15 protein-coding genes are annotated in these 18,637 nt (G+C 69.2%); 8 read left to right on the plus strand and 7 right to left on the minus strand.

What is annotated here, in order from left to right:
- Positions 1–69 precede the first annotated feature (69 nt).
- The gene (locus tag B7R21_RS11755) at positions 70–3,876 is read left to right on the plus strand and encodes a multifunctional oxoglutarate decarboxylase/oxoglutarate dehydrogenase thiamine pyrophosphate-binding subunit/dihydrolipoyllysine-residue succinyltransferase subunit (protein ID WP_116283434.1); all 3,807 of its coding nucleotides are present in this window, start codon (positions 70–72) and stop codon (positions 3,874–3,876) included.
- 428 nt (positions 3,877–4,304) lie between these two features.
- Here the strand turns inward: B7R21_RS11755 and B7R21_RS11760 are convergent, their stop codons facing one another.
- Both B7R21_RS11760 and B7R21_RS11765 read right to left on the minus strand, forming a co-directional pair.
- A complete protein-coding gene (locus tag B7R21_RS11760; RefSeq protein WP_116283435.1) occupies positions 4,305–4,547 on the minus strand; it encodes a zf-HC2 domain-containing protein in 243 nt (80 codons plus the stop codon).
- Entirely contained in the window at positions 4,544–5,245 is a 702-nt protein-coding gene (locus B7R21_RS11765) for a sigma-70 family RNA polymerase sigma factor (protein WP_116283436.1), read from the minus strand. The genes B7R21_RS11760 and B7R21_RS11765 overlap by 4 nt, the downstream gene beginning before the upstream one ends.
- A gap of 129 nt (positions 5,246–5,374) precedes the next feature.
- On the opposite strand from B7R21_RS11765, the gene aroA reads away from it, so the two are divergent.
- From aroA to B7R21_RS11800, 7 genes are all read left to right on the plus strand, one after another.
- Positions 5,375–6,826, plus strand: coding sequence for a 3-phosphoshikimate 1-carboxyvinyltransferase (gene aroA, locus B7R21_RS11770; RefSeq protein ID WP_116283437.1), 1,452 nt, complete (start codon positions 5,375–5,377; stop codon positions 6,824–6,826).
- Positions 6,823–7,881 (plus strand): ribosome small subunit-dependent GTPase A, encoded by a 1,059-nt coding sequence (rsgA, locus tag B7R21_RS11775; protein WP_116283438.1) that lies wholly within the window; start codon positions 6,823–6,825, stop codon positions 7,879–7,881. The genes aroA and rsgA overlap by 4 nt, the downstream gene beginning before the upstream one ends.
- A gap of 586 nt (positions 7,882–8,467) precedes the next feature.
- Entirely contained in the window at positions 8,468–9,319 is an 852-nt protein-coding gene (locus B7R21_RS11780) for an inositol monophosphatase family protein (RefSeq protein ID WP_253259768.1), read from the plus strand.
- 9 nt (positions 9,320–9,328) lie between these two features.
- Entirely contained in the window at positions 9,329–10,264 is a 936-nt protein-coding gene (gene cysK, locus B7R21_RS11785) for a cysteine synthase A (protein ID WP_116283439.1), read from the plus strand.
- A 7-nt stretch (positions 10,265–10,271) separates the two neighbouring features.
- Positions 10,272–10,796 carry a serine O-acetyltransferase EpsC gene (gene epsC / locus B7R21_RS11790; protein WP_116283440.1) on the plus strand — a complete coding sequence of 175 codons (525 nt, stop codon included), beginning with the start codon at positions 10,272–10,274 and terminating at the stop codon, positions 10,794–10,796.
- A gap of 163 nt (positions 10,797–10,959) precedes the next feature.
- On the plus strand, positions 10,960–12,264 hold the full coding sequence (locus B7R21_RS11795; protein WP_116283441.1) for a hemolysin family protein: 1,305 nt from the start codon (positions 10,960–10,962) through the stop codon (positions 12,262–12,264).
- On the plus strand, positions 12,257–13,303 hold the full coding sequence (locus tag B7R21_RS11800) for a hemolysin family protein (protein ID WP_116283442.1): 1,047 nt from the start codon (positions 12,257–12,259) through the stop codon (positions 13,301–13,303). The genes B7R21_RS11795 and B7R21_RS11800 overlap by 8 nt, the downstream gene beginning before the upstream one ends.
- Positions 13,304–13,381: 78 nt before the next feature.
- On the opposite strand, the gene B7R21_RS20125 is transcribed toward B7R21_RS11800, so the two are convergent.
- The 5 genes from B7R21_RS20125 to nadA all read right to left on the minus strand — a co-directional run bounded on the left by B7R21_RS20125 (position 13,382) and on the right by nadA (position 18,620).
- Complete coding sequence (locus B7R21_RS20125) at positions 13,382–13,543, minus strand: hypothetical protein (protein WP_172592147.1); 162 nt, start codon at positions 13,541–13,543, stop codon at positions 13,382–13,384.
- Positions 13,544–13,658: 115 nt separating this feature from the next.
- Positions 13,659–14,801: a cysteine desulfurase family protein gene (locus B7R21_RS11805; RefSeq protein ID WP_116283443.1), complete on the minus strand. Its 1,143-nt coding sequence runs from the start codon at positions 14,799–14,801 to the stop codon at positions 13,659–13,661.
- Positions 14,798–15,697 carry a carboxylating nicotinate-nucleotide diphosphorylase gene (gene nadC / locus B7R21_RS11810; RefSeq protein WP_116283444.1) on the minus strand — a complete coding sequence of 300 codons (900 nt, stop codon included), beginning with the start codon at positions 15,695–15,697 and terminating at the stop codon, positions 14,798–14,800. The genes B7R21_RS11805 and nadC overlap by 4 nt, the downstream gene beginning before the upstream one ends.
- Positions 15,694–17,352, minus strand: a complete 1,659-nt coding sequence (gene nadB, locus B7R21_RS11815) for an L-aspartate oxidase (protein WP_116283445.1) — start codon at positions 17,350–17,352, stop codon at positions 15,694–15,696. The genes nadC and nadB overlap by 4 nt, the downstream gene beginning before the upstream one ends.
- Positions 17,349–18,620 (minus strand): quinolinate synthase NadA, encoded by a 1,272-nt coding sequence (gene nadA / locus B7R21_RS11820; RefSeq protein WP_116283446.1) that lies wholly within the window; start codon positions 18,618–18,620, stop codon positions 17,349–17,351. The genes nadB and nadA overlap by 4 nt, the downstream gene beginning before the upstream one ends.
- Positions 18,621–18,637 lie beyond the last annotated feature (17 nt).

Raw genomic sequence — 18,637 nt, forward strand, 5'->3', positions numbered from 1 at the left:
TTCGGGTGTCTGGCACGGCATTCATACGTGACAACGCATACGTGACAAACGGAGAGTGGGCGATCGGCTGTGTCAAGCCAGTTGACCGGAACGGGAACTGACGACGGTTCGTCGGGCGAATTCGGAGCGAACGAGTGGCTCGTAGACGAACTCTACGAGCAGTACCTCGTCGACAAGAACTCAGTGGACCAGTCCTGGTGGGCGATCCTCGAGCACTACAAGCCGAGTGGCGGTGGCGAGGCAGGCGACGCGGCAGTGCCGGCAGCCGCCGAGAGCCCCGCAGCGTCCGCAGCCCCGGCCGCATCCGAGAGCCCCGCAGCATCCGCAGCTCCGGCCGCATCCGAGGCCCCCGCAGCCTCCGAGGCCCCCGCAGCCTCCGCAGCCCCGGCCACGCAGCCCGTGGCGCGCACCACCTCCCGCGAGCCCAGCCCCCAGCCGATCCCGGCCGAGGCGACCGTTCGTGCGCAGTCGGAGGACGACGCCGCCGAGCAGGACAAGGTGACGCCGCTCCGCGGCCCCGCGAAGTCGCTCGCCACCAACATGGATGCGAGCCTCACCGTTCCGACGGCGACGAGCGTGCGGAGCATCCCGGCGAAGCTCCTGATCGACAACCGCATCGTCATCAACTCGAACCTGAAGCGCGCCCGCGGCGGCAAGGTCAGTTTCACCCACCTCATCGGCTGGGCCCTGGTGCAGGTGCTGAAGGAGTTCCCGAGCCAGAACGTCTACTACGACGTGCAGAACGACAAGCCCGTCGTGGTCTCCCCCGCGCACGTCGGACTCGGCATCGCCATCGACATGCCGAAGCCCGACGGAACCCGCTCGCTCGTCGTGCCCGCCATCAAGCGTGCAGACACCATGCACTTCGGTGAGTTCCTCGCCGCCTACGACGAGCTCGTGGCGAAGGCCCGCGGCGGCAAGCTGACGGCCGGCGACTTCCAGGGTGCGACGATCTCGCTCACGAACCCGGGCGGCATCGGCACCGTGCACTCGATCCCGCGTCTCATGAAGGGCTCGGGCGCCATCATCGGAGCCGGTGCCCTCGAGTACCCGGCCGAGTTCCAGGGCGCCTCATCGAAGACCCTGACCGATCTCGGCATCGGCAAGATCATCACGCTGACGAGCACCTACGACCACCGCGTCATCCAGGGCGCCGGATCGGGCGAGTTCCTGAAGAAGGTGCACGAGCTGCTGATCGGCGAACGGGGCTTCTACGAGAACATCTTCGCGGAGCTCCGGATCCCCTACGTTCCGATCCACTGGAACTCCGACATCTCGGTCGACGTCAGCGACACGGTCAACAAGACGGCCCGGGTGCAGGAACTGATCAACTCGTTCCGCGTGCGCGGTCACCTGATGGCCGACATCGACCCGCTCGAGTACCGCCAACGCACCCACCCCGACCTCGACATCGAGAGCCACGGGCTCACCCTCTGGGATCTCGACCGGGAGTTCGTCACGGGCGGCCTCGGCAAGCCGTCGCTCCTGCTCCGCGACATCCTGGGCATCCTCCGTGACGCCTACTGCCGGAAGACCGGCATCGAGTACATGCACATCCAGGATCCCGAGCAGCGCAAGTGGATCCAGGAGAAGCTCGAACGCCCGTACGCGAAGCCCGGCCACGACGAGCAGATGCGCATCCTCTCGAAGCTGAACGAGTCCGAGGCGTTCGAGACGTTCCTGCAGACGAAGTACGTCGGCCAGAAGCGGTTCAGCCTCGAGGGCGGTGAGTCCACCATCGCCCTGCTGGATGCCGTGCTGCAGGCCGCGGCCGACGAAGGTCTCGACGAGGTCGCGATCGGCATGGCCCACCGCGGCCGCCTGAACGTGCTGACGAACATCGCGGGCAAGACCTACGGCCAGATCTTCCGCGAGTTCGAGGGCACGCAGGATCCGCGTACCGTGCAGGGCTCGGGAGACGTGAAGTACCACCTCGGCACCGAGGGCACCTTCACGGGCACCGAGGGCAGGGAGATCCCCGTGTACATCGCGGCGAACCCCTCCCACCTCGAGGCCGTCGACGGTGTGCTCGAGGGGATCGTCCGCGCCAAGCAGGACCGGAAGCCCAAGGGCACCTACTCGACACTTCCGATCCTGGTGCACGGCGACGCGGCCATGGCCGGACAGGGCATCGTCTACGAGACCCTGCAGATGGAGAAGCTCCGCGGCTACAAGATCGGCGGAACGATCCACGTCAACATCAACAACCAGGTCGGCTTCACGACCCGGCCGAGCGACTCCCGCTCCTCGGTGTACTCCACCGACGTGGCGAAGTCGATCCAGGCTCCGATCTTCCACGTGAACGGTGACGATCCCGAGTCTGTGGTGCGCGTCGCGCAGCTCGCCTTCGAGTACCGCCAGCGCTTCCACGCCGACGTCGTGATCGACCTGATCTGCTACCGCCGTCGTGGGCACAACGAGGGCGACGACCCCTCGATGACCCAGCCGCTGATGTACAACCTGATCGAAGCCAAGCGCTCGGTGCGAAAGCTCTACACCGAGTCGCTCATCGGTCGTGGCGACATCAGCCAGGAGGAGTACGAGGCCGCGCACCGCGACTTCCAAGATCGCCTCGAGCGGGCCTTCGCCGAGACGCATGCCGCCCAGACCTCGTCGATCCCGATCATCACCGACGACATGAACGCCGTCAGCGACCTCGAGCGCCCCGAGGCGCAGCAGGCCGACGACAGCGGGGTCGGCGAACCGGAGACGACCGGGGTGGCGGCATCCACCGTTGCCCTGATCGGCGACGCGTTCAACAACCCGCCCGCCGGGTTCGCGGTCCACCCGAAGCTGCAGCAGCTGCTGCAGAAGCGCGTCGAGATGAGCCGCAACGGCGGCATCGACTGGGCGTTCGGCGAACTGCTCGCGCTCGGCTCCCTGCTGCTCGAGGGCACTCCGGTGCGTTTCTCGGGCCAGGACACCCGCCGCGGCACCTTCGTGCAGCGCCACGCGGTGCTCCACGACCGCGACAACGGCCAGGAATGGATTCCGCTGGTCAACCTCAGCGACAACCAGGCCCGGTTCTGGATCTACGACTCGCTCCTCAGCGAATACGCGGCCATGGGCTTCGAGTACGGCTACTCGGTCGAGCGCCCCGATGCGCTCGTGCTCTGGGAGGCCCAGTTCGGCGACTTCGCCAACGGCGCCCAGATCATCATCGACGAGTTCATCTCGTCGGCCGAGCAGAAGTGGGGCCAGCGCTCGTCGCTCGTGCTGCTGCTGCCGCACGGCTACGAGGGCCAGGGTCCCGACCACTCGTCGGCCCGCATCGAGCGCTACCTGCAGCTGTGTGCGGAGAACAACATGACCGTGGCGCGCCCGTCGACGCCCGCGTCGTACTTCCACCTGCTGCGCCGCCAGGCCTATGCCCGCCCGCGTCGCCCGCTGATCGTCTTCACCCCGAAGGCGATGCTGCGGCTCCGCGGTGCGACCAGCTCGGTCGACGATCTCACGCAGGGCAGGTTCGAGCCGGTTCTGGATGATCCCCGAACCGCGAGCGGCATCGACAAGTCGGGCGTGAAGCGTGTTCTGCTGATGGCCGGCAAGGTCTACTACGACCTGCTGAACGAGTTGCAGAAGACGCCGAACGATGAGATCGCGCTGGTTCGCCTCGAGCAGTACTACCCGCTGCCCGCCGCCGAGCTGAACGCGGTGATCGCCTCGTACCCGAACGCCGAGCTGGTGTGGGTGCAGGATGAGCCGCAGAACCAGGGCGCCTGGCCGTTCGTGTGCCTCGAGCTGGCGTCGCGCCTGCCCGCGGGCCGCACCGTGCGCGTCACCTCCCGCGCGGCAGCCGCCTCCCCGGCGGCCGGTTCGGCGAAGCGCCACGCCCGCGAGCAGGCCGACCTGCTGCAGCGCGCGCTGACCCTGTAGCGTCCGTCACCGCAAGGAAGCCCCGCCCACCGAACGGTGAGCGGGGCTTCCTCTGTGCCGGGGCTCCCTGTGTGGGGCCTCCGTTGCGCCCGCCCCGCCCCGCCCCGCCCCTCGCGTCGCGTCGCGCAAAAGAGGATCTCGAGGGGCGCTACGTCGCCTACGGCGCCACCGGCCCCGTCATCCTCTTCCACGGAGCGGGAGACGGAGCGGGAGTGGCTTCCGCGGACGGAGGGCACCGGGGGCAGAGGGGGGCCGGGGCAGGGGGGCCGGGGCAGGGGGGGCCGGGGCAGGGGGGCGGAGGCAGAGGGCGGGCGCCACCGGGAAGCCGCCCGTCCAGACCCCGGACAGCGAAAGGCCCCGCACACCGTGAGGTGAAGCGGGGCCTTTCCCGACAGCGCAGGCGATGTGGCGTTGGTGGGTGCAGCCTGCTAGTGCGTGCTCTGGATCTGCCGGATGTTGAACAGCACCTGGTCGCGCAGCTGCTCAGGCGCGATCTCCTTGCAGGCGCGCTGCACCGCCTCGGTCAGCACCACACCGATGTGCAGTTCCGACGAGCAGTCGGAGCAGCCCGCGAGGTGCTCGCGGATGTCGGCAGCGTCGTGGCTCTCGAGCTCGTTGTGCAGGTACTCCTCGAGCTCAGCCTTGGCTTTGGTGCAGCCGCAGTCGGTCATGTCGTGCTTCCCTTCGAACCGGCAGCGGTGGAACCTGCCGGAGTGGTCTTCTTCTGTCGTGCTCGGGTGGCGGGAGGCGGGGTGGATGTCTTCGTCGACTTCGCCCCCACGCTCTCCTTGGAGGGGACGGGGATGCCCCGGCCCTCTGCATACTCGGTCAGCAACCCGCGGAGCAGTCGCCGGCCACGGTGCAGGCGACTCATCACGGTTCCGACCGGAGTCTTCATGATGTCGGCGATCTCCTGGTAGGAGAAGCCCTCGACGTCGGCCAGGTAGACGGCCAGACGGAAGTCTTCGGGAATCGACTGCAGGGCATCCTTCACCGCACTGTCGGGCAGATGGTCGATGGCCTCCGCCTCGGCCGAACGCGACGACGTGCCGGTGGCCGTGGCCGACTCGGCGTTGCCGAGCTGCCAGTCCTCGAGATCGCTCGTGGTGCCCTGGTAGGGGTCGCGCTGCTTCTTGCGGTACACGTTGATGAACGTGTTCGTCAGGATGCGGTAGAGCCACGCCTTGAGGTTCGTGCCCTGCTCGAACTGGGCGAAGGCCGAGTAGGCCTTGACGAAGGTCTCCTGCACGAGGTCCTGCGCGTCGGCGGGGTTCCGGGTCATGCGGAGCGCGGCGCCATAGAGCTGGTCGAGGAAGGGGATGGCCTGCTCCTCGAAGAGCGCGCGGGGATCAGTGTTCAGGGTTGTCATCACCGGCAAGTCTACGATGTGCTCTGCCCGAACGGACCGACTCCGGGGCCGCTCGAGGGTGCTTGCTGCAACTGCCACGGTGACACCCTCCTTCGTGAATGTGCGGATCGCCGATACTCTGGACAACTGATGCTGATCTCGAGATATTCCGCCCCCGACTTCAACCCGTACGGCGACACCGCCCCCGTGGAACCCGATCGGGACTGGGCGGCACCGCGCGCCCGCGGCCCCCTGGCTGCCACGGTGGCCCTCCCCGGGTCGAAGAGCCTCACGAACCGGGAGCTCGTTCTCGCAGCCCTCGCCGACGGACCCTCCCGCCTTGCCGCACCGCTCCGGTCCCGGGACACCCAGCTGATGGCCGACGCTCTCCGCTCCCTCGGCGTCACGATCGACGACGAACCTCCCGCACCCGGCCCCGCCGCCGGACGGTTCGGGCCGGACTGGCTGGTGACGCCCGCCGCCGAACTCCTCGGCAGCACCACAGTCGACTGTGGCCTCGCCGGCACGGTCATGCGCTTCCTGCCGCCTGTCGCCGCGCTCGCGCTCGGCCCCGTCGTGTTCGACGGTGACGAGGGAGCCCGCCGCCGCCCGATGGCCACCACGATCTCCTCTCTCCGCTCGCTCGGCGTCGACATCAACGCCGACGGTCGCCAGAACCTCCCGTTCACCGTCTACGGCTCAGGGGCCGTCGACGGCGGCGAGATCACGATCGACGCCTCTGCCTCGTCGCAGTTCGTCTCCGGACTGCTGCTGGCGGCGGCCCGGTTCACGAATGGGCTGACCCTCCGGCACGAGGGTGAGCGCCTGCCGAGCCTGCCGCACATCGAGATGACGATCGCCGCTCTGGATGCCCGCGGCGTCAGCGTCACGTCACCCGAGCCCGGCGTCTGGCAGGTGGAGCCCGGCCCCATCGCCGCACACGACGTGGCGATCGAACCCGACCTCTCCAATGCGGCCCCGTTCCTCGCCGCCGCACTCGTCGCAGGTGGATCCGTGACGTTCGCCGGCTGGCCGGTGTCCACCACGCAGGTGGGCGCCCATCTGGCCGACCTGCTGCCGCTCTTCGGCGCGACGGTCACCCGCGACGGCGACAGGCTGACGGTCACCGGAGGGCCTGTCATCCACGGCGTCGAGCTCGATCTCTCGGCGGGCGGCGAACTCGCTCCGGCGATCGTAGCGATCGCCGCCCTCGCCGACTCCCCCAGCACGATCACGGGCATCGGGCACATCCGGCACCACGAGACCGACAGGCTCGCCGCCCTCGCCGCCGAGATCAATGCCCTCGGTGGAAGCGTCACCGAACTGGGCGACGGACTCCGCGTCGAGCCGCGCCCGCTCTCCGGCGGCATCTGGCACACCTACGACGACCACCGGATGGCGCACGCCGGTGCGATCATCGGCCTCGCGGTCGACGGGGTCGTCGTCGAGAACATCGCCACGACGGCGAAGACCCTGCCCGAGTTCGCTGCCCTGTGGGAGGCGCTGGTGTTCGGCGAGCCCGGGCAGCGTGCCGTCACGAGTCTGGATGTCGCCACCCCGGCCGAGGCGCCGAATGATGCGAACCCGGAGCTGCCTGAGTGACCTGGTGGAGCGACGGGGCCGGCGACGAGCCCGACGAGTTCGACGAATTCGATGAGTCGAGCATCCGGAGCCGCCCGAATCCGAAGGGCAACCGGCCCCGCACCAAACAGCGGCCCGAGCACGCGGATGCCGTGAACGGCCGCATCCTCTCCGTCGACCGCGGACGCTTCGGGGTGCTCGTTCGCGAGAACGCCGAAGACGAGGCCGTGATCACGGCGTCGCGCGCCCGGGAACTCGGCCGCCTCGGCATCGTCACCGGCGACACGGTGCACCTCGTGGGCGACACCAGCGGCGCCGAAGGATCGCTCGCCCGCATCGTGCGGGTGGACGACCGGAAGACCCTGCTGCGCCGGAGCGCCGACGACTCCGACGCCGTCGAACGCGTGATCGTGGCGAACGCCGACCAGATGCTCATCGTGGTCGCCGCGGCGAACCCCGAGCCGCGGGCGAACCTCATCGACCGGTACCTCATCGCGGCGTTCGACGCGGGGCTCGCCCCCATCCTGTGCATCACGAAGACGGATGTCGCCGATCCCACCTCGTTCCTCGAGCAGTTCGACTGCTTCGACCTCGAGATCATCATGGGTGCGAAGGACGACTTTCCGCTGGATGCCCTCAAGACCCTGCTCGTCGGGCACACCACGGTCACCGTGGGGCACTCCGGCGTCGGTAAGTCGACGCTCGTGAACGCCCTCGTTCCCGGCACCGACCGGGCCGTCGGCCGGGTGAACGACGTCACCGGTCGCGGGAGGCACACGTCCTCCTCCACCGTCTGCCTGCGGGTGCGCGACCACAACGGCGACCCGGGCTGGATCATCGACACCCCGGGCGTGCGCTCGTTCGGCCTCGGCCACGTGCAGCCCGCGAACATCCTGAAGTCGTTCGCGAACTATGCCATCCCCGCGGCGACGCTGCCGAAGTCGGCCGGCGGCATCGAGCTCAGCCAGGCCCACGACTGGGAGATCGTCGACCGTGTCTCGGCCGGCGAGCTCGGCGAGAGCGGCAAGGCGCGCCTCGAGTCCCTGCAGAAGATCATCACCACGCTCGAGAAGTAGCCCCAGGGCCGGGTGTGACCCTCGGGCTGTCCGACGGGGGTATGGCCGACTGCGGGATGACGGGTGGGTTGCCAATGAGGCCGAACCCTTCGGCCAGGCGCACGACCGGTTCTTCGACCATGCGGTCGTCAGGGGCGAGGCCGAGATCAGCGGCACTTACGTCGTCAGTGAGCACTCGTGAATGAGAATGTGGAGGTGCAGCTCGATGCCGTGGTTCGGGGCTCAGCGACGGTGGCGGTCAGCTCACTGGTGGAAGACAACGCCATGATCGACGGTGAGGCTCGAATTGCCGATCACTCCTCCCCGTCGGGCACCTCCCGCGTCGGTGGCACCGATCGGATCACGGGCAGTGCACGACTTCCCCGTCCCCCACCGTTTCGAGGCCGACGGCGACTCGATAGGTGAAACGCTCTCCAGATCCCATTCCATCGCGCCCGTTTGTCGCATCCGCGCGCGTTCGTCGCATCCGCGGGTGCGCGCCGACGCGCGGAGGCGACAAACGGTGGCGGAACGCGTGCGGGCGGCGAGCGGGGGGAGGGAGGGGCGGGCGATGATGGCGCGCAGCCCGCCTCGGTACGCTGGGGAGGTGACCGAACAGAACGAACACAGCCTCGCCGACGACCTCCGCCTCGCCCTCGACCTGGCCGACGCGGCCGACGCGATCTCTGCCGAGCGGTTCCGCTCTCTCGACCTCGTGGTGGAGCAGAAGCCCGACCGCACGCCGGTGACGGATGCCGACAGGGCCGTGGAGCTCGCGATCCGTGACGGGCTCGCGAGGGAGCGCCCGGGCGACGCGATCCTCGGCGAGGAGTTCGGCGAGCAGCCGGGCACCGGGGGCACCGGCAACCCCGCGGGCACTGGTGACTCCAGAGGCACCGGGCCCCACCGCCAGTGGATCATCGACCCGATCGACGGCACCGCCAACTTCCTCCGCGGGGTGCCGGTCTGGGCCACCCTGATCGCGCTCGTGGTCGACGGGGTGCCGGTACTCGGCGTCGTGAGCTCCCCGGCTTTCCAGAAGCGCTGGTGGGCATCCACCGGGCAGGGCGCCTGGCTGAGTGAGCAGAGCGGTCCACCGCGCCGGCTCGCTGTGTCGAAGGTGGCGACGCTCGCCGACGCCTCGATCAGCTACAACTCGCTGAAGGGCTGGGACGAGGCTGGCCGGCTCGACGCGCTGCTGGAACTGTCGCGGGCGGTCTGGCGAACGCGTGCCTATGGCGAGATGTGGTCCTACATGATGGTGGCCGAGGGCCTCCTGGACGTCTCGGGCGAATACGACCTGCAGCCGTACGACGTCGCCGCGCTCATCCCGATCGTCGAGGAGGCGGGCGGCCGCTTCACCGGGCTCGCGGGCGAAGACGCACTCTGGTCTGGCAGTGCGCTGGCAACGAACGGCGTCTTGCACGAAGACACGCTCACCCTACTGGACGAAAGCTAGGCTGGGATCATGTCCCGCATCTACGACAACATCACCGACCTCGTCGGCCACACCCCGCTCGTTCGCCTGAACCGCGTCACCGAGGGGTCGGGCGCCACGATCCTCGCGAAGCTCGAGTTCTACAACCCGGCGAACAGCGTGAAGGACCGCATCGGTGTGGCCATCGTCGAAGCGGCCGAGAAGGCCGGTGCACTGAAGCCCGGCGGCACCATCGTCGAGGGCACCAGCGGGAACACCGGCATCGCCCTCGCCATGGTCGGTGCAGCCCGCGGCTACAAGGTGATCCTCGCGATGCCCGAGTCGATGAGCATGGAGCGCCGCGTGCTGCTCCGCGCGTACGGAGCCGAGCTCGTGCTCACCCCCGGCCCCGACGGCATGCGCGGCGCGGTCGCGACTGCCGAGCGCATCGCAGCAGAGACCGAGGGCGCCATCCTCGCCCACCAGTTCGAGAACGAGGCCAACCCCGCGATCCACAGGGCGACGACCGGCCCCGAGATCTGGGACGACACCGACGGCACCGTCGACATCTTCATCGCAGGCATCGGCACGGGCGGCACCATCACCGGTGTCGGCCAGTACCTCAAGGGCAAGAACCCCGGGATCCAGGTCATCGGCGTGGAGCCGAAGGACAGCCCGATCCTGAACGGCGGCGCCCCCGGCCCCCACAAGATCCAGGGCATCGGAGCGAACTTCGTGCCCGACATCCTCGACACCACGATCTACGACGAGGTCATCGACGTGACACTGGATGACTCGATCCGCCTTGCACGCCAGCTGGCCACCGACGAGGGGATCCTCTCCGGCATCTCCTCGGGCGCCATCCTCTGGGCGGCCCTCGAGGTGGCGAAGCGGCCCGAGAATGCCGGCAAGACCATCGTGGCGATCGTCTGCGACTTCGGAGAGCGTTACGTGTCGTCGGTGCTCTACGACGACCTCGGAGGCTGATTCGGCCTTGGGCTTCTTCTCCCGCCTCCGCGAAGACCTCGCGACGGCGAAGAGGCGGGACCCGGCCGCGCGTTCGAAGCTCGAGGTTCTGCTCGCCTACTCGGGCATGCACGCGCTCTGGATGCACCGCCTCACCCATGCGCTCTGGATCCGGCCGGGGCTGAAGCTGCCGGCTCGGCTTCTCTCCCAGCTCGCGCGGTCGCTGACGGGGGTCGAGATCCATCCCGGGGCGATCATCGGACGGCGGGTCTTCATCGACCACGGCATGGGTGTCGTGATCGGTGAGACGGCGCGGATCGGCGACGACGTGCTGATCTACCACGGAGTCACGCTCGGCGGAGTCGGCCCGGTTGCGGGCATCCGACACCCGACCGTCGGGGACAACGTGCTGCTGGGGGCCGGGGCGAAGCTCCTCGGACCCATCGTCATCGGCGACGGGAGTGCCGTCGGCGCGAACGCGGTCGTGCTGCAGGATGCTCCCCCGCACTCGCTCGTCGTCGGGGTTCCGGCGACCAGCCGGCCGCGGGGGTAGCTGGCTCTCCCGGACGCCAGCCGGCGGCTCTGCCGAACGCCGCTCTCGGCATCATTGGAGCTTTCTCATCTAGGGTTTTCCTCATGGACGACCCTCCTGCTGCCCACCATCCCCCGCCCACCGATTCGAAGGCCCTCGAGGCTGCCTCCGTCGGGGGGCTGCTGTGAACGAATGGGTGATGGTCGGCCTCGGCCTGCTGCTCACCGTCGGCACCGGTCTCTTCGTGGCCTCCGAGTTCGCCCTCGTCAACCTCGACCGGAGTGACCTCGAGAAGCGCCGGGACCGCGGCGAGAAACGCCTCCAACCGACGATCAGTGCGCTCCGCATCACCTCCACCCACCTCTCGAGTGCCCAGCTCGGCATCACGCTGACGACCCTCCTCACCGGCTACACCTTCGAGCCGGCCATCAGCTCCCTGCTGGCTGGGCCGCTCACGGCCCTCGGCATTCCTGCCGCCGCCGTGCCCGTCGCCGGCGCCGTGATCGGTGTGCTGCTGGCGACCCTCTTCTCGATGGTGATCGGCGAGCTGGTGCCGAAGAACTTCGCCCTCGCGCTGCCACTGGCCACCGCCAGGGTCGTCATCCCGTTCCAGACCCTCTTCACCGCCGTGTTCAAGCCGATCATCCTGCTGCTTAACAACACTGCCAACGCCCTGATCCGCGCTCTGGGGATCGAGCCGAAGGAGGAGCTCTCCGGCGCCCGGAGCGCCGACGAACTGTCGTACCTCATCCGGCACTCGGCCACCGCCGGCCTGCTCGACCGGAGCGACGCCGCCCTCCTCGGCCGCACGCTCCGGTTCTCCCAGCGCGACGCCGGAAGCGTCATGACGCCCCGGGTGAGGATGAATTCCGTGGCGCTCACGGATGACGCCGCCATGATCATCCGACTCTGCGGAGCGACAGGACACTCGCGGTTTCCGGTGATCGACGGCACACCCGATGTCGTCGTCGGGTTCGTGCACGTCAAGCAGGCCTTCGCGGTCGACCTCGACAGACGCGAATCGGTGACCGCCGCCGACCTCCTCTCCGAGGCGGTGCGCGTGCCGGAGACGATGGGCGTGGATGCCCTGCTCACCCTCTTACGGAGGGAGGGCCTGCAGATCGCCGTCGTCAGCGACGAACACGGCGGCACTGCAGGCATCGTCACGCTCGAAGACCTGATCGAGGAGATCGTCGGCGAGCTGGAGGACGAACACGACCGCCACCCGTCCGGCGCGACCCGGCGAGGCCGATCGGTGACCTTCGATGCGCGCTGGCGCCCCGACGAGCTGCTGGACCGCACCGGCATCGAGGTGCCCGACGACGGCGACTACGACACGGTCGGCGGCTTCGTGACCGATCAACTGGGCAGACTCCCCGAGCTCGGCGATGAGGTACTCCTCGCGGGTTCGACGCTGCGGGTCGAGCGTGTCGACGGCGCCCGCATCGTGCGACTGCGCCACACCCCGACGGAGTTCGCCCATGAGTGAGTACCTGCCCGGCCTGGTCTGGCTTGTGGTGCTGCTGATCGGCAACGCCTTCTTCGTGGGGGCCGAGTTCGCCGTGATCTCCGCCCGCCGTTCGCAGATCGAGCCGATGGCTGCCGCTGGAAGCCGGGCTGCAAAGACCACGCTCTGGGCCATGGAGCATGCGACGCTGATGCTGGCGACCAGCCAGCTCGGCATCACCGTGTGCTCTCTGCTCATCCTGAGCGTCTCCGAGCCTGCGATCCATCACCTGCTCGAGATCCCGCTCGGCCTGACTCCGCTCAGCGCCGACCTGGTCGGCGTGATCGCCTTCGTCGTGGCCCTGGTGCTGGTGACGTTCCTGCACGTGGTGTTCGGTGAGATGGTGCCGAAGAACCTGTCGTTCTCGGTGCCCGATCGCGCGGCCCTGCTGCTCGCGCCACCGCTGGTGTTCGTGTCGAAGGCGCTCTCCCCCGTGATCTGGGCCCTGAACGGTATTGCGAACGGTGTGCTGCTGCTCTTCCGGGTACAGCCGAAGAACGAGGCCACAAGCACCTACACGCTCGACCAGGTGGCGAACATCGTCGAGCAGTCGAGAAGGGAGGGACTGCTGAGCGACGCTTCGGGCACCCTCGCGGGCGCGTTCGAGTTCACCTCACAGCACGTCTCCGACGTGGATGTGCCGCTCTCCCGGACGATCCTGCTCCCGGCGGAGGCGACTCCGGCCGACGTGCAGCGAGCCGTTGCCGAACACGGCTTCTCCCGCTACGTGCTCACCGGCCCGGATGGCGAGCCGTCGTTCTACATCCACCTGAAGGATGTGCTCGACCTCACGGGAGCCGAGTTCGAACGCCCCCTTCCGACCAAGCGACTGCGCCGGCTCAGTGCCGTCTCCCGGGGTGCGGAACTCGAGAACGCGATGGAGGTGATGCGCCGCCACGGCGCGCACGTGGCCCGTACCCTCGACCCGGATGGCAGGACCGTCGGGCTGCTGTACCTCGAAGACGTGCTCGAGGTTCTCGTCGGCGAGGTGAGCGCCGCGACCGCCGTGCAGGAGCGGTAGGAGCGGTAGGAGTAGACCCTCCACAGACGCCAGAAGCCCCCGTCGCAGAGTGCGGCGGGGGCTTCTGGAGCGGCTCGATCAGACCTTGCGGCCGGTGATGAAGCGCAACAGGAACACGATGAGGGCGATGACGAGCAGAACGACACCCACCCAGATCAGGAAGCTGAGCGACGACGAGACGCCGCCGGTGATGAGCAGAACGATCGCGATGATCGCGATGATTGCTACGAGAATGTTCATGAGTGAAACCCCTCCTGCGATGTGTGTGGCGGTGGCCACGCTCTCATTTTATTCGCAGCCTGTGCCCCCGGCTGGGTCTTGCGTCCTGCTACGGTTCTGCGCTATCGGGCCAGCGCTATCGGGCCAGCGCCCGCACCGCACGGAAAGCCCGTCCCACGGCCCCGATCGTCTCCTCGATCTCCGGCGCGGTCGTCGAAGCGCCCAGTGTGAACCGCACGGCCGTCTGCGCCAGCGCCGGTTCGTACCCCAGCGCCAGCAAGACGTGCGACGGCTCATCGCTGCCCGCCGCACAGGCTGAACCGCTGGAGCAGACGATGCCGTCCCGCTCCAGTTCGAGCAGCAGGGCCTCACCGCTCGTGCCGGGGAAGCAGAAGGAGGCGTTGCCGGGCAACCGGGCCGTCGGATGACCGGTGAGCCGGGCATCCGGAACACCGCTGAGCACACCGGCGATCAGCGCGTCGCGGAGCAGTGCGGTGCGGGACGCATCGACCGTGCGCGTCTGCTCGGCGAGCGTGAGAGCCACGGCAAGGCCCACCGCGCCCGCGACGTTCTCGGTGCCGGAGCGGTGACCGCGCTCCTGGCCTCCGCCGTGGAGCACAGGCTCGAGCGGCAGGCGGCCCCGGGTGAAGAGCACGCCCACGCCTTTCGGCGCGCCGAGTTTGTGGCCCGAGAAGCTCAGCGCGTCGACTCCGAGCTCCGCGACATCCAGCGACAACCAGCCGGCCGCCTGCACGGCGTCGGTGTGCAGCGGCACCCGCACCGCCCGGGCGATCCCGGCGAGCTCAGCGAGGCTCTGCACGGTGCCGACCTCGTTGTTCGCGAACATCACCGAGGCGAGGGTCGTCTGCGGGGTGACGAGGGCGGCGAAGTGTTCGCGATCGACGAGTCCTGTGCTGTCGACCCCCACCTCATCGACGCGGAAGCCGTGGTGCCGGCGCAGGTAGTCCGCCGACTCGAGCACCGCCTCGTGCTCGATCGGCGTGATCACCAGGTGCCGGCCGCGCGGTGCGCCCAGTGCGATCCCCTTCACCGCGAGGTTGTCGGCTTCGGTGCCGCCCGACGTGAAGACGATCTCGCTGGAACGCGCGCCGAGCACGCGGGCGACGGATGCCCGGGCCTCCGCCAGGGCGTCAGCCGCGCGCTCGCCGAGCGAGTGGGTGCTCGACGGATTGCCGAAATCGCCGGTGAGGTAGGGCCACATCGCCTCGAGCACCTCCCGGCGCACCGGGGTGGTGGCCGCCGAGTCGAGGTAGATCACGGCGCCGGAGTGGTGTGCGGCGCCGTCAGCGTCACATCGAGCCCCAGGTCGAGCGATCGCACGCTGTGGGTCAGCGCCCCCACCGAGATGATGTCGACCCCGGTGGCGGCGATGCCGGCCACCGTCCCCAGGTTCACCGAGCCGCTCGCCTCGACGATGGCGCGGCCGGCCACCTGCTCCACGCCTGCCCGCAGGTCGGCGAGCGAGAAGTTGTCGAGCATGATGGTGTCGACCCCGCCGGCCAGCACCGGCTCGATCTGTTCGAGCCGGTCGACCTCGGCCTCGAGGTGGGTGGTGTGGGAGAGCTGGGCGCGAACGGCGAGCAGGGCATCCGTCACCGACAGCCCGCCCTGCGTGAGCACGGCCAGGTGGTTGTCCTTCGCCATCACCGCATCGCTCAGTGAGAAACGGTGGTTGTGACCGCCTCCGGAGCGCACAGCGTGGCGTTCGAAGACCCGGAGGCCGGGCGTGGTCTTCCGGGTGTCGACGATGCGGGCCCCTGTTCCGGCCGCGAGCGCCACATACTCCGCCGTCAGGGTGGCGATGCCGGAGAGCCGCTGCACGAAGTTCAGCGCGATCCGCTCGGACTGCAGCACCGACCGGGCCGACCCCGACACGGTGGCGAGGATCGCTCCCCGCTCGAACGCGGTGCCGTCGGGCACGAGCACCCGGGCCGTGACCGACTCGTCGACCAGACGGAAGGCCGCGGCGAAGACGTCTCCGCCGCTGAAGACGCCGGCCTCTCGTGCCACCAGCGCGGCGTGGGCGTGCGCGTCCGCGGGAAGAAGGGTCTGCGACGTCAGATCGCCCCAGGGCGCGTCTTCCTCGAGCGCCATCAGCACCACGGGGTCGATCTGGCGCCGGGTGAGGGCGGGTGTTGCAGCTGTGACTGTCATAGGGTTTCGAGCACTCTCCGGTCGGAACGGGCGACGAGATGATGACCGAACGCGTCATCGGTCTCCGGGAAGTCGGAACGGAAGTGCGCGCCGCGCGACTCCCGACGGGCGAGCGCCGCCGTGGTGGCGAGCCGGGCGAGCAGCAGCAGGTTGTCATCCTCGAGCACCCGGAAGGCGTCCGGCTCAGCCCTGCTGCCTGAAGTGCTGCTTCCGATGGTGCGTCCGGTTCCGGATGATCGCCCCTCGGCCCACGCCGCGAACTGTTCGAGCGCGTCGGCCAGCCGCGAACCGTCGCGGTGCACCCCCACGGCATCCCACATCAGCTGCTGCAGCGCATCGCGGCTGAACGGTCGCGTCTCCGCCCGGCCTCGAAGAGACCCGAATCGTCCCTCCCGCTCGGGGATGGCGCGATCGGCGCCCCCGGCCCACGGCGCGGCACCGCCGCTCCACGCCGACGCGATCGCCGCCCCCGAGTCCGCCCCCGCCGCCGCCGCCGACCCCTGCAGGGCCTCGACCGCCCGCCAGGCGTACACAACCGACTCGAGCAGCGAGTTCGACGCCAGCCGGTTCGCGCCGTGCACGCCCGTGCACGCGGCCTCGCCCACCGCGTAGAGACCCGGGAGCGTCGTTCGCCCCCGGTCGTCGGTGCTCACGCCGCCCATCCAGTAGTGCGCCGCCGGTGTGACGCGGATCGGCTCCGTACCGGGGTCGACGCCGTTGCGGCGGCACGCGGCGGAGATGCTCGGAAACCGCTGGGCGAAGAACTCGGATCCGAGGCCGGTGGCGTCGAGCAGCACCCCGCGCCCGCCCTGCAGCTCCATCTGCCGCGCGATCGCCCGCGCCACGACGTCGCGCGGAGCGAGTTCGGCGTCGGGGTGCGCGTCGAGCATGAACCGGTGGCCGTCCTCGGCGCGGAGCACAGCGCCTTCGCCCCGCACGGCCTCCGAGACGAGGAAGTTGCCGGGGGCATCCATCGACGTCGGGTGGAACTGGAAGAACTCCAGATCGGCGAGCTCGGCACCGGCCCGGTAGGCGGCAGCGACCCCGTCGCCGGTCGTCACCCGCGGGTTCGTGGTGTGGCTGTAGAGCTGCCCTGCTCCCCCGCTCGCGAGCACGACGGCATCGGCCCGAAGCGTTCGGCGTTCGCCCGAGCGCAGCACGACGTGCACTCCGGCGACCCTGCCGCCTTCGACGAGAAGGTCGCTCACGAAGGTGTCTTCGAGCAGAGTGGACGCGGTCCCCCGCACCGCATCGACGAGCGCCCTCTCGACGGCGGAACCGGTCGCATCCCCGCCGGCGTGCAGGATGCGCGGAAACCCGTGCGCCGCTTCGAGTCCATGGGCGAGCACACCGCCCTCCCCGTCGAACTCGACGCCGAGCCGGATCAGATCGCGGATGCGGGCGGGACCCTCCGCGCAGAGCACCTCCACCGCAGCCCGCCGGTTCAGCCCGGCCCCGGCGGCGAGGGTGTCGGCGACGTGGGAGGCGACGGAATCCTCGGCAAACATCGCGGCCGCGATGCCGCCCTGCGCGTAACGGGTGTTGCTCTCGCCGAGCTCCGCCTTGGTGATCAGGGTCACCTCGTGGGTGCGGCTCGCCTCGATGGCGACCACCAGCCCCGCGATGCCGCTGCCGACCACCACGAGCGCACTCACGGCCGGGCCGCCAGCATCCGCTCGAGCGCCACCCGGGCGGGTGCCGCCACGCTCTCGTCGACCGAGATGCGGTTCAGCACCTCGCCGCCGACGAGCGCCTCGAGCACCCAGGCCAGGTAGCCGGGGTGGATGCGGTACATCGTCGAGCAGGGGCAGACCACCGGGTCGAGGCAGAAGATCGTGTGCTCCGGATGCTCGGCCGCCAGCCTCTGCACCATGTTGATCTCCGTGCCGATCGCGAAGACCTGGCCGGGTTCCGCCGCGAGAATCGCCTTCTGGATGTAGTCGGTCGAACCCGCCTCATCCGCCGCATCGACAACAGGCATCGGGCACTCGGGGTGCACGATCACGCGCACGCCCGGAAAGTCGGCACGCGCCTTCTCGATCTGGGCGACAGTGAACCGCTTGTGAACGGAGCAGAATCCGTGCCACAGGATGACCCGGGCATCCAGCACCGCCTGCTCGTCGTTGCCGCCGAGCGGCTTTCTCGGGTTCCACATCGGCATGCGCTCGAGCGGCACACCCATGGCCTTCGCGGTGTTGCGGCCGAGGTGCTGGTCGGGGAAGAAGAGCACGCGCTGGCCGCGCTCGAACGCCCACTCGAGCACCGTCGCAGCGTTCGAGGAGGTGCAGACGATGCCGCCGTGCTCGCCACAGAAACCCTTCAGCGCGGCGGAGGAGTTCATGTAGGTCACCGGGATGACCGGCACCCGCCCGCTCGCATCGGGCTCGGTTCCGTAGAGTTCCTCGAGCTGCTCCCAGCACTCGGTGACCGAGTCGATGTCGGCCATGTCGGCCATCGAGCAGCCCGCCGCGAGGTTCGGCAGAATGACCTGCTGGTCGGCGTTCGAGACGATGTCGGCGGTCTCAGCCATGAAGTGCACCCCGCAGAAGACGATGGCCTCGGCGGCCGGCCGGCTGCGCGCAGCGTTCGCGAGCTGGAAGGAGTCGCCCACGAAGTCGGCATACTTCACGACCTCATCCCGCTGGTAGAAGTGACCGAGCACCACCACGCGGTCGCCGAGCGTCGCCTTCGCGGCCAGGATGCGCCGGTCGAGTTCTTCGTCTGTCGCGGTGCGGTACTCGGCCGGGATCTCGCCCTGGCGGGGAGTGTCCGCGGGAGCCACATCGGCCATCGACGACCCCGGACCGTAAGCCGGAACGGGCACGGCGTCGAAGTTCCACGGCGCATCCTTCAGAGCCGGGCTGCAACTGGTGACGGCTCCGCCGGGGCGGATCAGGTTCAGGGTGGTGGCGACGGATGGCATGACGTGCTCCTTGCAGA

The organism is Subtercola boreus, assembly GCF_003399625.1.
GTDB classification, from domain to species: Bacteria; Actinomycetota; Actinomycetes; order Actinomycetales; family Microbacteriaceae; genus Subtercola; species Subtercola boreus_C.